The following is a 16,570-nucleotide window of genomic DNA, read 5'->3' on the forward strand; positions in this document are numbered from 1 at the left end:
CGAATGCGTATCTACAACAGCGCTACCCATAAAAAGGAAGAGTTCCAGCCCATCGAGCCCGGCAAGGTCAGCATGTACGTGTGCGGCCCCACGGTTTACGACAACATCCACATCGGCAACGCCCGCACGTTCATCAGCTTCGATGTGATTCGACGCTGGCTCATCGCGAGCGGCTACGAGGTCACGTTCGCCCAGAACCTCACCGATGTCGACGACAAGATCATCAAGCGCGCTAACGAGCAGGGCCGTACGGCCGCCGAGGTCGCGACGGAGTTCTCGGATAAGTTTATTGGCGTCATGCGCGCTGCCAACGTGCTCGATCCCGATGTGCGCCCCCGCGCCACCAAGGAGATCGGCCCCATGATTGCCATGATCAAGGCGCTCATCGAGCAGGGCCACGCTTACGCCGCCGATAACGGCGACGTGTACTTTTCCGTGCGCAGCGATCCCAACTACGGTCAGGTCTCGGGCCGCAACATCGACGACCTTATGGTGGGTGCGCGCATCGAGGAGAACGAGGACAAGAACGACCCGCTCGACTTTGCCCTGTGGAAGGCCGCCAAGCCCGGCGAGCCCAGCTGGCCGAGCCCCTGGGGCGAGGGCCGTCCCGGCTGGCACACCGAGTGCGCCGCCATGGTGCACCGCTACCTGGGTACCCCGATCGACATTCACGGCGGTGGCTCCGACCTTGCCTTCCCGCATCACGAGAACGAGTGCGCCCAGGCTGCCTGCGCCTGGCACCAGGGCTTCTCCAACACCTGGATGCACACGGGCATGCTGCTGGTCGACGGCGAGAAGATGTCCAAGTCGCTTGGTAACTTCTTTACGCTGGCCGAGGTGCTCGAGCAGCACTCCGCTGCCGCCCTGCGCCTGCTGATGCTGCAGACGAGCTATCGCTCGCCGCTCGACTTTTCCTGGGAGCGCCTGGAGGGTGCCGAGAATTCGCTCACGCGTATCGCCGGTACGGTCGAGAACCTGCGCTGGGCCGCGAACCATGCGACGGCCGATGCCGATGAGGCAGCATCTGAGGCGTTTGCCGCCAAGGCTGCCGAGACCCGTGCCACCTTTAAGGAGTGCATGGACGACGACTTTAACACCGCCGGTGCCATGGGCGCCGTCTTTGGTTTTGTCACCGAGTGCAATCAGTATCTGGAGCAGGCGGGCGACGCTGCCGACAAGGCCGCGGCTCTTGCTGCCGCCGATACGCTGGTCGAGCTGCTCGATACGTTTGGCGTTGAGCTTCCCGAGCCCAAGGTCGAGCTGCCGCTGGGTCTTTTGGGCGTTGCCGCCGGCTTGGTCGCCTACACTGGTGACGACGTGGACGAGGCCGCTGCCAAGATTCTCGAGGCTCGCGCCGAGGCCCGTGCCGCCAAGAACTGGGACTTGGCAGACGCCATCCGCGATCAACTCAAGGACTTGGGCCTGACGATTGAAGATACCGCCGCCGGCACCCGTATCAAATCCCTCTAATCCCCGCGGGTTTCCCAAGCACCCGACCGCCCGAGCCACGGCACCTTGCCTTTCAATCGTCGGGCATGGCCCCAAGGTCTATGCCCTCCTCTTTCAAGGCAATCTGCCGCACCTCGGGCGGTCGGTCTATTTGTTTCGTTTGATAGTTGTATTTAGGAGGCCGTCCTATGGCCGACAATCGCAAGCGTGCGCCTCGTGGCGGCAAGCAGGCCGCTTCTGGCTCGCGTTCGATTCGCCGAAATGACCGTGCTGCCGCTTCCAAGGGCCAGCGCGATCGCACCCAAGCTGCGCGTCCGCAGCGCGATCGCAACCGCGACGCTGTCCAGGCTCCCAAGGGCGAGTTTATCGAAGGCCGTCGTGCTGCCGTCGAGGCGCTGCGCACCGGTTTTCCCATCAAGTGCGCGCTCATTGCCGAGGGCGGGGAGCGCGATGCCGCCTTGTCTCGTCTGGTCGATGACCTCAACGCCGCGGGTGTCCGCATTAAGTATGTGCCGCGCGCGCAGCTCGATGCGCTGTCGAGCCATGGCGCTCACCAGGGTATTGCGCTCGAGGTGGGCAGCTTCCCTTATGCGGATGTCACCGATATCCTCGACCGTGCAGGCGAGGGTCCGGCACTTGTCGTGGTGCTCGACCACGTGACCGACGACGGTAACTTTGGCGCTATCGTGCGCTCCGCCGAGGTCGTGGGCGCGGCGGGCGTCATTATTGCCAACAAGCGCGCTGCCGGCGTGACCGTGGGCAGCTACAAGACCTCAGCCGGCGCCGTCATGCATCTGCCTATCGCACAGGTCCCCAATATCGCTCGTGCACTCGACGATCTTAAGGCCGCTGGCTTTTGGGTGGGCGGTGCCTCCGAGCACGCCGAGGGCAGTTGCTGGGATGCTCCCTTCGAGGGCCGCGTGGCGCTCGTCATGGGCTCCGAGGGCGACGGTATCTCGCGCCTGGTGCTCGAGAAATGCGACTTTTTGACCAAGCTTCCTCAGCGTGGCATGACCGAGAGCCTCAACGTTGCCCAGGCAACGACGGCGCTGTGCTTTGAGTGGCTACGTCGCAACGCCGGCGAGCTCATGGGGGAGGAGTAGCGCATGTCCAAGAAGAACCGCGCCAAGTCTAAGGCCAAGCGCTTTGGCGAAGGCTCGGCCAAGCCGATTGTCTCGGCCGCGACCTACGGCGTGGGCGGCAATGCGTTTGCGCAGGCTATCGCCGACCCGGTCTCCACGGTGCACTCCAATAAGCCCGAGCTGCTGGTGGTCGACGGCTACAACGTGATCCACTGCACGCCGCGCTACGAAAAGCTCGTGTACGACCATTCCGACGATCCGTATTCCAGCGACGTTCACGATATGGCGCGCACCGCCCTTATCAACGACGTCGCCGCCTTTGCCCAGGGCCGCTACGAGGCCGTAATTGTGTTTGACGGTGCAGGCAATATCTCTAGCGAGCGCCCCAACCTGCCGGCTCGCGGCGTGCGCATCGAGTTTTCGCCGACGGGTGTATCGGCCGATACCGTGGTACAAAAGCTCTGCATCGAGGCGCGCGAGGAAGGCCGCGCGTGCTCCGTGGTATCGAGTGACGGCACAATTCAAGCCGTCGTCATGGGCAAGGGCGTTACGCGCATCTCGAGCCGCATGCTGGTGGACGAGATCAAACAGATCGATAACGACGTCCGCGAGGCCGAGGAGGCTCCGCAGATCAAGATGACTCTGGGCAGTCGCCTGAGCCCCGAGGCACTGGCCAAGCTCAAGGCCCTGCGCGGGAGGTAGGTAAACCTTCTATGGGGAGCTGCTTTCTCGATTGATCAACCAACTGGTTTGTAATCAATGGGTTGCGGCTTGGCATCGCCAAAACGAATAGTTTTTGGTTCTGGCGAACAGATAAAACTATTCGTTCTGACGAATAGTTTTGAGATATGGTCGATCAAAGGGCCTGTTGCGCCCCGTCCGCAATTCCTTTATTCTTAATTGGCTTCGCGCGAAAGCGCCAAGTGTGCCAGTGTGGCGCAACGGTAGCGCAACTGATTTGTAATCAGTGGGTTGCGGGTTCGATTCCTGTCACTGGCTCCATGAGAGTTTCGGGCTCTGTTCCTTGTGGGACAGGGTCCGTTTCTATTTATGTCGATATGTAAGCGGGTTTGACTCCCACCAAGCTTCAGGTTTGTCTCGATCTGTAACACGAGGACGAGCGTTCAGCTCCCAGCTGTTACAGATTTAGACAATCTGGGGGCGAGCTGAGAAGTGTCTCAATCTGTAACAACTAGGGAAGGAAAACCGTTCTAACTGTTACAGAATGAGACGTAAGCTGGGGTCTCTGCGAAACATCTCAATCTGTAACAACTAGGGAAGGAAAACCGTTCTTGTTGTTACAGATTTAGATAAATGGGAAACCGCCAGGGAAACATCTCGATCTGTAACAAATAGGGGAGAAAATGTTCTCTAAATGTTACAGATCGAGACAAAGGCCGGACTGGTCCCAGTCATCCTGGTTGAGCGAGGATATTCGGACGCACGAGGATCGGTATCGAAAGTCGATACCGCAAGGGTACTCCACCACACCAAAGTGTTCCCTCGGGAAATGTCGCCAGCGCAGCCAAATCCGCCGTCCTTCATATCTAAATTCAGCAAAACCGCAGGTCAAAGGTATATAGATACGCCCGGCACCGTGTATTTAGAGGTTTTCGTTGACAGCCCCCAAGGTTGCATCGTATTATCTTTTTCGTTCGCGGGGGCGGAGGCCCAAAAGACCAAAGAACCTGCGGATACTTGAACGATTGGGAGTTTGCCCGAGTGGTTAATGGGGACGGGCTGTAAACCCGTTGGCTCTGCCTACATAGGTTCGAATCCTATAGCTCCCACCCGTCAAGTGCCTGTATAGCTCAGTCGGTAGAGCACTTCGTTGGTAACGAAGAGGTCACCAGTTCAAGTCTGGTTGCAGGCTCCATCCGGCGGTGTAGCTCAGTTGGTTAGAGCACACGGTTCATACCCGTGGCGTCACTGGTTCGAATCCAGTCACCGCTACCATAGGTAACACGGTGGCTTCTCAATAGTATGTTGAGAGGCCACTATGGTATAAAGGCATAGTCCCGTCCGGGGACGACCTGTTTAGAGGAGGGCTTTATGGCCAAAGAGAAGTTTGAGCGCACTAAGCCGCATGTTAACATCGGCACCATCGGTCACGTCGACCACGGCAAGACCACGCTGACCGCTGCCATCACCAAGGTTCTCTCCGAGACCGAGGGCTGCAAGGCTGACTTCACTGCGTTCGAGAACATCGACAAGGCTCCCGAGGAGCGCGAGCGCGGCATTACGATCTCCGTCTCCCACGTCGAGTACGAGACTGCTGCCCGTCACTACGCCCACGTTGACTGCCCGGGCCACGCTGACTACGTCAAGAACATGATCTCCGGTGCTGCTCAGATGGACGGCGCTATCCTGGTCATCGCCGCTACCGACGGCCCCATGGCTCAGACCCGCGAGCACATCCTGCTCGCCCGTCAGGTCGGCGTTCCCTACATCGTCGTCTTCCTGAACAAGTGCGACATGGTCGACGATGACGAGCTCATCGACCTCGTCGAGATGGAGACCCGTGAGCTCCTTTCCGAGTACGAGTTCCCCGGCGACGACATCCCCGTCATCCGTGGTTCCGCTCTGGGCGCTCTCGAGGGCGACGCCAAGTGGATGGACGCCATTCGCGAGCTCATGTCTGCCGTCGACGAGTACATCCCGACGCCTGCTCGTGACAACGACCTCCCGTTCCTGATGGCCGTTGAGGACGTTATGACCATCTCCGGCCGTGGTACCGTTGCTACCGGCCGTGTCGAGCGCGGTGAGCTCAAGCTCAACGAGCCCGTCGAGATCGTCGGCATCAAGGATACCCAGAACACCGTCGTTACCGGTATCGAGATGTTCCGTAAGTCCATGGACTTCTGCGAGGCTGGCGACAACGTCGGTCTGCTGCTCCGCGGCATCAAGCGCGAGGACATCGAGCGCGGCCAGGTTCTCTGCAAGCCCGGTTCGGTTACCCCGCACACCAAGTTCACCGGTGAGATCTACGTTCTGACCAAGGAGGAGGGCGGCCGTCACACCCCGTTCTTCGATGGTTATCGTCCTCAGTTCTACTTCCGTACCACCGACGTTACCGGTACGGTCAAGCTCCCCGAGGGCACCGAGATGGCTATGCCTGGTGACCACATCACCATCGAGGGCGACCTCATTCACCCGATCGCTATGGAGGAGGGCCTGCGCTTCGCTATCCGCGAGGGTGGCCACACCGTCGGTTCGGGCATCGTCTCCACGATCATTGAGTAAATTAGCTCTCTGATACAGCTGACTTAGAGAACCCGGCACTTATATGGGTGCCGGGTTCTTTTCTACGTGGGTCTTTTTGCCTGATGATTACGCTTAGCTCGCTCTTAAGTTGAGCGTGAGGGATCGATTAGATCTCGTTGGCTCCATTGATGTGTTCCAAATATGAATGGATCTACCGAGAACCAATTGATGCGAGGTTTTCATTGACAGCACTTACGTAGAGCTGATAAAGTACCAACTCGTGCCCGTACGGGGCGGATATGAAAGGTTCAGGATACATGCGTACTCTAGTTACTCTTGCGTGCACTGAGTGCAAGCGCCGCAACTATACGACCACTAAGAACAAGGCGAACATGCCTGATCGTATGGAGATCAAGAAGTATTGCCCCTGGTGCCGTCACCACACGCTGCACAAAGAGACTCGCTAGTCTCTAGTAACATACGCCAGTAGTTCAATTGGTAGAGCATCGGTCTCCAAAACCGAGTGTTGAGGGTTCGAGTCCTTCCTGGCGTGCCAGTCATTATTCCGTAAGCTCCCATTTGGGGGCTTACGGTTTACTCATGTATAAGCGCATTGCGCGGAGGTAACCCAAATGGCCAACAAGAAGAACAAGAAGAAGGCACAGCAGCAGGCGCCTGCCAACAAAGCTGCCGCCAACTCCAAGGTTGAGGCCAAGAAGGCCGTTGCCAAGAAGAGCGAGAAGGCTGCGAAGTCCAAGAAGAACGAGAAGCCCGGTTTCTTCGCCCGCACCAAGAAGTATTTTGCTTCGGTGAAGTCCGAGATGAAGCGTGTCACGTGGCCCGATAAGAAGGAGCTCGTGAACTACTCGGTCGTCGTTTGCGCTTCTCTGATCGTCGTCGGCGTCGTCATCGCTCTGCTCGATGCTGGCTTTGGCGAGGCTCTTGCTCTGTTCTCGGGATTGAGGGGCTAAACCATGTCTAAGCGTTGGTACGTCGTCCACACTTACTCTGGATACGAGAACCGCGTTAAGTCCGATCTCGAGCATCGCATCGAGACCATGGGCATGCAGGATCGTATCTTTGATATTGAGATTCCTATGGAGCGCGTCACCGAGATCAAAGAGGGTGGCAAGCGCGAGACCAAGGATTCTAAGATCTTCCCGGGTTATGTCCTGGTTCGCATGGAGATGGATGACGATGCATGGACGTGTGTTCGCAACACGCCCGGCGTCACCGGTTTCCTGGGCGGCAACGGCAAGCCCGCTCCGCTTTCCCGCGACGAGTACAATAAGATGACTCGTCGTCCCGGTAAGGGCGATTCGCCCAAGCGTACGTCGGTTGATATTGAGGTTGGTACGTCCGTCCGCGTCACCGATGGCCCGCTTACCGACTTTGATGGCAAGGTCTCCGAGGTTAACGCCGAGGCAGGCAAGCTCAAGGTCACGCTGATGATCTTTGGCCGCGAGACGCCGGTCGAGCTTGACTTTAACCAGGTCGCTGTCATCGCTTAAGTTTTCGTCCGTTCGCGCGAGCGTGCTTCTTCTGTGACTGCTCATCTCAGGAGTGCTTCTAACACGTGCGTGCTTACGATATAGCAAGTACTTCACACTCGTGATTCGAAAGGAATGACCATGGCTGAGAAGAAGGTTGCCAACGTCATTAAGCTCCAGATTCCTGCTGGTGCCGCTAACCCCGCTCCTCCCGTCGGCCCCGCCCTGGGCGCTGCTGGCGTGAACATCATGCAGTTCTGCCAGGCCTTTAACGCCGAGACGCAGGACAAGAAGGGCGACATTATCCCCGTTGAGATCTCTGTCTACGAGGATAAGTCCTTCTCCTTCATCACCAAGACTCCGCCGGCGGCTCACCTCATCAAGAAGGAGCTGAACCTCAAGTCTGGTTCCGCTAAGCCCCAGGCCGACAAGGTTGGCCAGCTCTCTCAGGAGCAGCTCACCAAGATCGCCGAGATCAAGATGCCGGACCTCAATGCCAACGACATTGACGCCGCCAAGAAGATCATCGCCGGTACCGCCCGTTCCATGGGCGTCACCATCGCTGAGTAGCGTTTTTCTAGGTAACGACGGGTGCTCCGACCGGGACGCCCGTTAAATGTGTGCAATAGGGCACACGATACGATGTGGGAGGGCTCACGCCCGTTTAACCACAGGAGGTAATGCACATGGCTAAGCATGGTAAGAGCTATAACGCCGCTGCCGAGAAGGTCGACCGCGCCACGCTCTACACCCCCCTTCAGGCTGCCAAGCTCATCAAGGAGCTCGACACCGCCAAGTTCGACGAGACCGTCGAGGCCCACTTCCGTCTGGGCATCGATACTCGTAAGGCTGACCAGAACATCCGTGGTTCCATCTCCCTGCCCCACGGCACCGGCAAGACCGTTCGTGTTGCCGTCTTCGCCGAGGGCGAGAAGGCCCGTGAGGCCGAGGCTGCCGGCGCCGACATCATCGGTTCCGACGAGCTCGTCGCCCAGATCCAGAAGGGCGAGATCAACTTCGACGCCGCTATCGCTACGCCGAACATGATGGCCAAGGTTGGCCGCATCGGTAAGATCCTTGGTCCCCGTGGCCTCATGCCGAACCCCAAGCTCGGCACCGTGACCATGGACGTCGCCAAGATGGTCTCCGAGCTCAAGGCCGGCCGCGTTGAGTATCGCGCCGACCGTTATGGCATCTGCCACGTGCCCCTGGGCAAGAAGTCCTTCTCTGAGCAGCAGCTCGTTGAGAACTACGCTGCCCTGTACACCGAGATCCTGCGCGTCAAGCCCTCTTCTGCTAAGGGCAAGTACGTCAAGTCCATCTCTGTGTCTTCCACCATGGGCCCTGGCGTCAAGGTCGATCCCGCTGTCCAGCGTGACTTCCTGGCTGAGTAACTTCTAGTTACTGCCTGAGCAAAGCAAGCATTGCTAAAGGAACCCGGTTCTGTCTTGTGCAGGACCGGGTTCCTTGCTGTTTCGGGCCAAAACCAACACGAAGGAGATAGGCGCCTTTGTGGTGGTTTTGGTTCAAAATCCCCGTTGCGCGTCGTTTTGCCTGTGTTACACTTTAGCCCAATGTAGTGAATACCCGAGGCTGAAAGGAGCCAGACATGTTCTATAACAAACAGCAGCTCCTAGGCCTAGCGCTACTAGATTAGATAGCGCGCTAGGGTTGTAATTTCGCTATAACGATTAGTTGTACCCGGGTGCGCTATCTTCCGCCGCTTTTGGGCGTGATGGGCGACACGGGTATTATTCTATCTTGGGGCACTCCATCTCTCCTGAAAGCCATCTGTATCTTTAGCCTGTCAGGAGGAAATCATGAGCCGCAAAATCGCAATCTTTGACACAACGCTTCGTGACGGGGAGCAGTCTCCCGGCGCCAGCATGAATACCGAGGAAAAGCTCGTTATTGCACGCCAGCTGGTACGTATGAATGTCGATGTGATCGAGGCGGGATTTCCTATTTCGAGCCCCGGTGATTATCGTTCCGTACAGGAGATTGGCAAGATCGCGGGTGACCGGTGCACGGTATGCGGTCTCACCCGTGCGGTCGATAAGGATATCGAAGTGGCCGCAGAAGCCCTCAAGACGGCTCAGAGGCCCCGTATCCATACCGGTCTGGGTGTGAGCCCCAGCCATTTGCGCGACAAGCTCCATATGACCGAAGACGAGGCTATCGAGCGTGCCGTTCACGCTGTAAAGCACGCTCGTAAGTTTGTCGACGATGTCGAGTTTTATGCCGAGGATGCGGGCCGCTCCGATCAGGAGTTCCTGGTCCGCATTATCGAGGCAGCGATCAAGGCCGGCGCTACGGTCGTGAATATTCCGGACACCACGGGCTATAACATGCCTTGGGAGTTTGGTGCTCGTATTCGCGATCTGCGCGAGCGCGTGGCCGGAATCGAGGACGTTACGATTTCGGTCCACACGCATAACGATCTGGGCATGGCCACAGCCCTTGCACTCGAGGCGGTCCGCAATGGCGCGACGCAGATCGAGTGCACCGTCAACGGCTTGGGCGAGCGCGCGGGCAACACGGCGCTCGAGGAGGTCGTCATGGCCATGAGGATGCACGAGCAGGATCTGGATGCACATACCGATATCGTAACGACCGAGCTCACGCGCGCATCCAAGCTCGTCAGTTCAATCACTGGTATCAACGTGCAGCCCAACAAGTCCATTGTGGGTGCTAATGCGTTTGCCCACAGCTCGGGCATTCACCAGGATGGCGTGCTCAAGGCGCGTGACACCTACGAGATTATCGATCCCAAGGACGTGGGTGCAGCGGGATCCGAGATTATCCTTTCGGCACGTTCGGGCCATGCGGCACTGCGCCATCGTCTCGCCGAGCTGGGTTATACGTTTGGCGATGAGGAATTCGAGTCGATCTATCAGCGCTTCTTGGAGATTGCAGATCAAAAGAAAGAGGTCTTTGACGAGGACCTGGAGTCGATGATTCAGGAGCGCCAGCGCGAGGTCAAGGCGATCTACACCCTCGACGCGCTCCAGGTTTCCTGCGGCGACCCGCTTATTCCTACGGCCACGGCGACCATCACGGACGAGGACGGCGCGACACGGGTGGTTTGCTCGACGGGTACCGGTCCGGTTGATGCGGCCTACAAGGCGGTTGACAAGGCCATCTCTGCCCATGGCGAGCTGACGGAGTTCAACGTTAAGGCCATTACGCGTGGTATCGACGCCATCGGTGAGGTGACGGTGCGCATCACCGCCGAGGATGGAAAGATTTACACCGGCCGCGGCGCGGATACCGACATTATCGTGAGCTCGGCCAAGGCTTACATCAACGCTATTAACCGCATGATTCAGACCAACCGTTCCAAGGCGGGCAAGTAACGATATTCGGCAGGGCAAAGCCCGCTTGAGAGGGGAATCACATGGCACGTCCCATGACCGTAGCAGAGAAAATTTTGGCGGCACACGCAGGCCTGGACGAGGTAAAGCCGGGCCAGCTGGTCGAATGCGACCTGGACATCGTGCTCGCCAATGATATTACCGCACCTATCGCGATCGATGTCTTTCGCGAGCTGGGTGCCACCGAGGTGTTCGATCGCGACCGCGTTTGCCTGGTGCCCGATCACTATGCGCCCAACAAGGACATTAAGAGCGCCGAGCAGACAAAGAAGATGCGAGATTTTGCGCACGAGCAGCATGTGACGCACTATTACGAGCAAGGCTGCGCGGGCATTGAGCATGCCCTGCTGCCCGAGCGCGGCGTGGTGGTCCCGGGCGATCTGATTATCGGTGCCGACTCGCATACCTGCACGTATGGCGCCTTGGGTGCGTTTTCGACCGGTGTGGGCTCAACAGACGCCGGCGTGGGCATTGCCACGGGGCGCGCATGGTTTAAGGTTCCGCCGACGATTCGCTTTGAGATTAACGGCGAGCTTGAGGACGGTGCCACCGCCAAGGACATCATCCTGCACATTATTGGCATGATCGGCGTGGACGGTGCCCTGTACCAGGCCATGGAGTTTGCCGGCAACACCATCGAGGGCCTGTCGATGGAAGGTCGCATGACAATTTCGAACATGGCGATCGAAGCGGGCGGCAAGGCGGGCATTATCGAGGTCGATGATGTTGCCCGCGCCTGGCTCAAGGGGCGCTGCGAACGTGATTACGTTGAGTATCACGCCGATCCAGACGCCGAGTATGCCCAGGTTATTGCCATTGACGCGGCCGACATTAAGCCGTGTGTATCGTGGCCGCATCTGCCCAGCAACACCCATCCGGTGAGCGAGAGCCGTCACATCATGATCGACCAGGCGGTCATCGGCTCGTGCACCAACGGACGTATCGAGGATATGCGTGCTGCGGCCGAAGTCATGCGCGGCCATAAGGTTGCCGACGGGGTGCGTTGCATCGTGATTCCGGCGACCCAGGCGGTCTTCCGCCAGTGCATGAAGGAGGGATTGACCGACATTTTCCTAGATGCCAACTGTGTGTTCTCCACGCCCACGTGCGGTCCGTGCCTGGGCGGCTACATGGGCATCTTGGCGGCGGGGGAGCGTTGCGTTTCTACGACCAACCGCAACTTTGTCGGCCGTATGGGCGACCCCACGTCCGAGGTCTATCTGGCCTCGCCGGCCGTGGCGGCTGCTTCTGCCGTGGCGGGGCACATATGCTTGCCGTCTGACCTGTAGGGGCTACGGGGTCCTTCGACCTTTGCTCGCTACTGCGGACAGTCCTGGCACTTTTTTTGTTCGCCGAAGGCGAACGCTAACTTTCCATTAGCTTTTTTGTAGCCGAAACGCGAACGAGGGATTTGATATTTGCTTGCGTCGAGTTCCGCACGAGCCGGAGAGCACTTAATGTGCTCTCCGTGCGAGCAGGACTGTCCGAGTAAGTAAGTAAATATCAAATCCCCCGCATTCCATGTTTGAACGGAGAATGATATGAACTTTGAAGGTTCGGTTTTTCGATATGGTCGTGATGTTGATACGGACGTGATTATTCCTGCTCGGTATCTGAACTCGTCGGATCATGCGCACTTGGCGGCGCATGCTATGGAGGATATTGATCCCGCGTTTGCCTCTGCCGTGAGGCCCGGTGACATCATTGTGGCTGAGGAGAACTTTGGTTGCGGTTCTTCGCGTGAGCATGCCCCGGTTGCCATTAAGGCTGCAGGGGTGTCGTGTGTTATTGCCAAGAGCTTCGCACGCATCTTCTATCGCAATGCCATTAACGTGGGCCTGCCCATTATGGAGTGCCCCGAAGCTGTCGATGCGATTTGTGCCGGCGATACCGTGAAGGTCGATACCGATGCGGGTGTCATCACCAACGAGCGTACTGGCGAGACTTTTACAGCTGAGCCGTTCCCGCCATTTATTGCCGAGATTATCGAGGCCGGCGGTTTGGTTGCGCGCACGCGTGCCAAGATTGTCGCGGCAAAGGCTCAGGAGGCGTAAGCGATTATGACGGTCAAGCTGGATAATCCGTTTGCAAACGGGCCGAGTAGCGAGAGCTGGAGCTGCAACGTGAAGAAGACCTATAAGATCTGCTGTCTTCCTGGTGACGGCATTGGGCCCGAGGTCATTGCCGAGGGTAAGAAGGTGCTGGCTGCCGTGGGCAAGCGCGCTGGCGTAGAGTTTGCCTTTGAGGATCACCTGATTGGTGGCGCGGCGATCGATGCGTGCGGCAATCCGCTGCCCGATGAAACCCTTGCGGCGGCAAAGGCGTCGGACGCCGTGCTGTTGGCATCCGTCGGTGGCCCAAAGTGGGATTCGACCGATCCGGCGGTCCCGCGCCCCGAGCAAGGCTTGCTGCGTATCCGCAAAGAACTCGGCCTCTATACCAACCTTCGCCCTGTAAAAATCTACGACGCACTTGCCAGCGCATCGACGCTTCGTCCCGAAGTCATCAAGGGCGTTGACATGGTACTCGTCCGCGAACTTACCGGTGGCATTTACTTTGGCAAGCACGAGCGCTTTTATGACGAGGGCGGTGCGGGCACCGACGGTGTGGCTGGCCAGCGCGCGGTTGACGTAATGGAGTACCGCGAGTACGAAGTTGAGCGCATCGCCCGCCAGGCGTTCGAGGCAGCTCGCAAGCGCCGCGGCAAGGTGACAAGCGTGGATAAGCGCAATGTATTGGAGACGAGCCGCATGTGGCGTGAGGTCGTGCATCGCGTGCATGACGAGGAGTATCCAGATGTAGAGCTTGAGGACCTGCTCGTCGACAACGCCGCCATGCAGCTCATTAACCGACCGGCCGACTTTGACGTCGTAGTTACGGAGAACATGTTCGGCGACATTCTCTCCGACGAGGCGGCGCAGATTACCGGATCGCTCGGCATGCTTGCCTCGGCTTCGCTGGGCGATGGTGTGTCGCTGTTTGAGCCGAGCGCCGGCAGCGCGCCCGACATCGCGGGGCTCGGTATCGCTAACCCGCTCGCGCAGATCCTGTCGGCGGCAATGCTGCTCACGTACGCGCTCGACATGGGTGAGCAGGCTGCTTGGATCGAAAATGCCGTGGCACGTGTGCTTGACGAAGGCTGGCGCACCCGCGACATTGCCGATGCCAGTACCCCTGCCGATAAGATCCTCGGCACGACCCAGATGGGCGATAAGGTCATCGCCGCGCTGTAGCGTCGAGATGTCCGGAACCACCACAAAGGTGCTTGTCCCCTTTGTGGTGGTTACCAGGGGGTTCTGGCGGTTGAGGACTCGATTGCCTCGTGGCGCTTGAGCTCGCGGCGCATGGTTTGCGAATTGAGCCAGGCTGCCTGCCATCCACGGATGGGGTAGCGCGCCTCGTCCAGCTCAAACTGCGTATAGCCGCAGGCGTTGATAATCGTCGTCCCGCATGCGTGCTGGCGTTCGCGTTGAAAGTCGCGAACATAGCATTGGTGCACATGCCCGTGCACCATGTAGTCGGGATTCCATGTCTCGAGCGCTGTGTTAAAGCATTCGAATCCCCGATGCGGCAGATCGTCCAGATCGCCCATGCCGGCGGCGGGCGCATGGGTGAGCAAGATGTCGCAGCCGCCGACCATCCTCACTTTGCGGGACAGCTTACGCATGCGCTTGGCCATATCGCGCTCGGTGTACATGTTAGCGCCATCTCGATAGCGCATGGAGCCGCCAAGCCCCGCAATGCGGACGCCGCGATACACGTACACGGTGTCTTCGACACAGATGCAGCCGCCCGGTGCATGACGCGCGTAGCGGTCATCGTGATTGCCACGCACGTAGATGAGCGGTCTGTTGATGACCGTGACCAAAAACTCAAGATAGTCCGGGTCCAGATCGCCAGCGGACAAAATTAGGTCGACACCCTCAAAGCGTTCCTTGCGAAAGCACTCCCACAGGCATCGCTCTTCGGTATCGGCTATGGCAAGGATTTTCATAGAGCACGGACCTTCGGCTCATCGTCGGGCTGCGGAATGGTGCCCACCACGTTGTCTGCCAGCCAGTCCATCTCGACGATTTGCGTGCTCGGCAGTGGGGGAAAGCCCTCAATCTGCACCACGCCGTCTTGGCTATGGAGCTCGCCGCCAAATGGATTGATGGAGCCCTCGACGATGCCATTGCGGAGGAGCTGAACAAGCTTGCGCGTCTGATAGGGCAGACCCGGAGCGTAGCGAATATCGATAACGCCCGAGCTCATGCCATACCAGTAGTTGACGGCGCGAAGCTGGCTGTCGTCACTGGTCTCATCCCAGGTGCCATGCAGCAGACTTCGCACGATAAGCTCGTAGTATCGGCCCCAGTTCCATACCGGCATGGCAATGCCGGCAACCTTGCCATCGACCAGGCGGTGGAGTCCGTAGGCCGTGGGGTCTTCGAGCGACTTTGACATGTCGGCGCCGGTCATGACGCTCACACCTTCGCGGCACATGGCCTCGGCAAGGCCTCCGGCGGGCACATCGCCCCAGGTCAGGATAATTTGCGCGCGGGGGTCGAGCAGCGAGGCGCCAATCGCAAAGGCATTGATCTCGCTGAGTGCACCCGAGGCGAAGACCGACGCGTGGTAACCGATGCGGTGGTTGTCCGCCATGCTGGCGGCAAGGGCGCCCAGGAGAAACTTGGCTTCGTACATCTTGCCAAAGTACGAACGGACGCTTTGGTGGGGAAGGCCGATGGAGCAGTTAAGGAACCGAACCCGGGGATATTCAACGGCAGCCCTGAGCGTGTATTCCATCAGGCGGTGCGAGGTCGAGAAGATGACGTTAGCTCCATGTTTGACAGCCGTTTCCACGGCGGCGTAGAACACGTCCGGATCGTGACAGTCCTCAAACGCCTCGGTGCGCACGATACCGCCAAAGTGCTCATCGAGATACTGACGCCCTTGGTCGTGCAGGCTGTCCCAGCTCGACGTCGCACAGGTGAATTCATGGATAAAGGCGATGCGCAGGGGGTTGGCCGCCGAATAGACGGTCTTGCCCATAAAGAAGTTGAGCATGCCGGAGGTGGACTTGGCGGGCAACTCCTCCTCATCGACGTTCGGCGCTTCGACAAGATCGACCTTGTCCTCGTCACTTTTCCCGGCAATGACCAGCTCGCGCCAGATCTTGCACAGGCGGTTTACGACGATATCTGTCGGCGTATCCAGCAGGCGGTCCTGGTTGTACACATTGAGGTACACGAGCATGGCGTCGGCGGGCGTAATGTCCAGGTGGTCGCCGCCCGCGCGAAGGTAGGCGCGCTTAAAGAGTAGGAAGGTGTGGCGCAGGTAATCGACCTTTTTCTGGGGCCATTTTTCGATAAGGTTCTGACCGAGCATCTTGGCGAGCGTTTCGTAGCTTCCTTCGCGCGAGAACTCGATCTCGTATAGGGGGCAGACACGCCAAAACGCGCAGAACTCGCCGTACAGGCGACTTTCGACGGAATCCCATTTGCCGGGGTAGAGGCGGGTGACCTTGGCCGAAACCGTCGGGGCGTCCAGGAATTTGAGGACGCTGACGCGCTTGTTGCCCTCCTGGACATAGAACCGATGCATGAACTCGGTGACGATGATGGGGTCGCGATAGCCCTCGGTTACCTGAATGTCGTAGAGGTTGGACCACTTGCGGGCGAACTCGGTGCTAAACGGCAGCAGGGGCATAAAGTTGCATGAAAAGGCGGACTGACGGCCCTTGGTAACCGTGCCGACAACCATTTCGAGCGGAATATCCCGCAGGCCGACATTCTCTCGCTGACCTAGGGGGAGCTGGGCAACCAAACTGTCGAGGTCCGTAAGGTATGGATGCTCGCTTTGGCTAATGGCGCGTCGACGTCCTTGCTCGCCGCGCTTGCGTGCTTGACGGTAGGCCTCTTCCATAGTTTGCTCCCTTAGTCGTTTAAACAACTGTATGAACTATGGTACCACGAATGAAAACCTCCCA

At 58.6% G+C, this 16,570-nt stretch carries 15 protein-coding genes and 5 tRNA genes; 18 read left to right on the plus strand and 2 right to left on the minus strand.

The genetic code is table 11. The features are described from left to right. Positions 1-3 precede the first annotated feature (3 nt). From cysS to leuB, 18 genes are all read left to right on the plus strand, one after another. The gene (cysS, locus tag ACTQ48_RS00450; protein ID WP_441067660.1) at positions 4-1,470 is read left to right on the plus strand and encodes a cysteine--tRNA ligase; all 1,467 of its coding nucleotides are present in this window, start codon (positions 4-6) and stop codon (positions 1,468-1,470) included. Between the two features lie 167 nt (positions 1,471-1,637). Next, positions 1,638-2,552, plus strand: coding sequence for a 23S rRNA (guanosine(2251)-2'-O)-methyltransferase RlmB (rlmB, locus tag ACTQ48_RS00455; protein ID WP_441569861.1), 915 nt, complete (start codon positions 1,638-1,640; stop codon positions 2,550-2,552). Between the two features lie 3 nt (positions 2,553-2,555). Beyond that, positions 2,556-3,233: an NYN domain-containing protein gene (locus ACTQ48_RS00460; RefSeq protein ID WP_154514764.1), complete on the plus strand. Its 678-nt coding sequence runs from the start codon at positions 2,556-2,558 to the stop codon at positions 3,231-3,233. Positions 3,234-3,458: 225 nt separating this feature from the next. Continuing rightward, positions 3,459-3,533: transfer RNA gene (locus ACTQ48_RS00465), tRNA-Thr, on the plus strand. A gap of 706 nt (positions 3,534-4,239) precedes the next feature. Next, positions 4,240-4,321 (plus strand) — tRNA-Tyr (locus ACTQ48_RS00470). A 10-nt stretch (positions 4,322-4,331) separates the two neighbouring features. Beyond that, positions 4,332-4,407 (plus strand) — tRNA-Thr (locus ACTQ48_RS00475). 3 nt (positions 4,408-4,410) lie between these two features. Continuing rightward, positions 4,411-4,487: transfer RNA gene (locus tag ACTQ48_RS00480), tRNA-Met, on the plus strand. A 96-nt stretch (positions 4,488-4,583) separates the two neighbouring features. Continuing rightward, complete coding sequence (gene tuf / locus ACTQ48_RS00485) at positions 4,584-5,774, plus strand: elongation factor Tu (RefSeq protein ID WP_154514756.1); 1,191 nt, start codon at positions 4,584-4,586, stop codon at positions 5,772-5,774. A 278-nt stretch (positions 5,775-6,052) separates the two neighbouring features. Beyond that, the gene (gene rpmG, locus ACTQ48_RS00490) at positions 6,053-6,202 is read left to right on the plus strand and encodes a 50S ribosomal protein L33 (RefSeq protein WP_102372646.1); all 150 of its coding nucleotides are present in this window, start codon (positions 6,053-6,055) and stop codon (positions 6,200-6,202) included. Between the two features lie 13 nt (positions 6,203-6,215). Continuing rightward, positions 6,216-6,291, plus strand: a tRNA-Trp gene (locus ACTQ48_RS00495). Positions 6,292-6,367: 76 nt separating this feature from the next. Then, complete coding sequence (secE, locus tag ACTQ48_RS00500) at positions 6,368-6,706, plus strand: preprotein translocase subunit SecE (protein ID WP_154514754.1); 339 nt, start codon at positions 6,368-6,370, stop codon at positions 6,704-6,706. A gap of 3 nt (positions 6,707-6,709) precedes the next feature. Beyond that, the gene (gene nusG / locus ACTQ48_RS00505; RefSeq protein ID WP_427718370.1) at positions 6,710-7,246 is read left to right on the plus strand and encodes a transcription termination/antitermination protein NusG; all 537 of its coding nucleotides are present in this window, start codon (positions 6,710-6,712) and stop codon (positions 7,244-7,246) included. Between the two features lie 120 nt (positions 7,247-7,366). Continuing rightward, entirely contained in the window at positions 7,367-7,795 is a 429-nt protein-coding gene (gene rplK, locus ACTQ48_RS00510) for a 50S ribosomal protein L11 (RefSeq protein ID WP_022093893.1), read from the plus strand. A 116-nt stretch (positions 7,796-7,911) separates the two neighbouring features. Continuing rightward, complete coding sequence (gene rplA / locus ACTQ48_RS00515) at positions 7,912-8,619, plus strand: 50S ribosomal protein L1 (RefSeq protein WP_154514750.1); 708 nt, start codon at positions 7,912-7,914, stop codon at positions 8,617-8,619. Between the two features lie 426 nt (positions 8,620-9,045). Next, positions 9,046-10,581 carry a 2-isopropylmalate synthase gene (locus tag ACTQ48_RS00520; protein ID WP_441569862.1) on the plus strand — a complete coding sequence of 512 codons (1,536 nt, stop codon included), beginning with the start codon at positions 9,046-9,048 and terminating at the stop codon, positions 10,579-10,581. Positions 10,582-10,622: 41 nt separating this feature from the next. After that, entirely contained in the window at positions 10,623-11,888 is a 1,266-nt protein-coding gene (gene leuC, locus ACTQ48_RS00525; RefSeq protein ID WP_441569863.1) for a 3-isopropylmalate dehydratase large subunit, read from the plus strand. A 252-nt stretch (positions 11,889-12,140) separates the two neighbouring features. Continuing rightward, positions 12,141-12,653, plus strand: a complete 513-nt coding sequence (locus ACTQ48_RS00530; RefSeq protein WP_427727054.1) for a 3-isopropylmalate dehydratase small subunit — start codon at positions 12,141-12,143, stop codon at positions 12,651-12,653. A 6-nt stretch (positions 12,654-12,659) separates the two neighbouring features. Next, positions 12,660-13,832: a 3-isopropylmalate dehydrogenase gene (leuB, locus tag ACTQ48_RS00535; RefSeq protein ID WP_441042007.1), complete on the plus strand. Its 1,173-nt coding sequence runs from the start codon at positions 12,660-12,662 to the stop codon at positions 13,830-13,832. A 50-nt stretch (positions 13,833-13,882) separates the two neighbouring features. Here leuB and ACTQ48_RS00540 read toward each other — a convergent pair whose 3' ends face one another. Both ACTQ48_RS00540 and ACTQ48_RS00545 read right to left on the minus strand, forming a co-directional pair. Next, positions 13,883-14,593 (minus strand): metallophosphoesterase family protein, encoded by a 711-nt coding sequence (locus ACTQ48_RS00540; protein ID WP_441569864.1) that lies wholly within the window; start codon positions 14,591-14,593, stop codon positions 13,883-13,885. Beyond that, a complete protein-coding gene (locus ACTQ48_RS00545; RefSeq protein ID WP_441569865.1) occupies positions 14,590-16,506 on the minus strand; it encodes a BMP family ABC transporter substrate-binding protein in 1,917 nt (638 codons plus the stop codon). Before ACTQ48_RS00545 ends, ACTQ48_RS00540 begins: the two co-directional genes overlap by 4 nt. Positions 16,507-16,570: the final 64 nt, after the last annotated feature.

It is taken from the genome of Collinsella sp. Sow4_E3, from assembly GCF_052116285.1.
GTDB lineage: Bacteria > Actinomycetota > Coriobacteriia > Coriobacteriales > Coriobacteriaceae > Collinsella.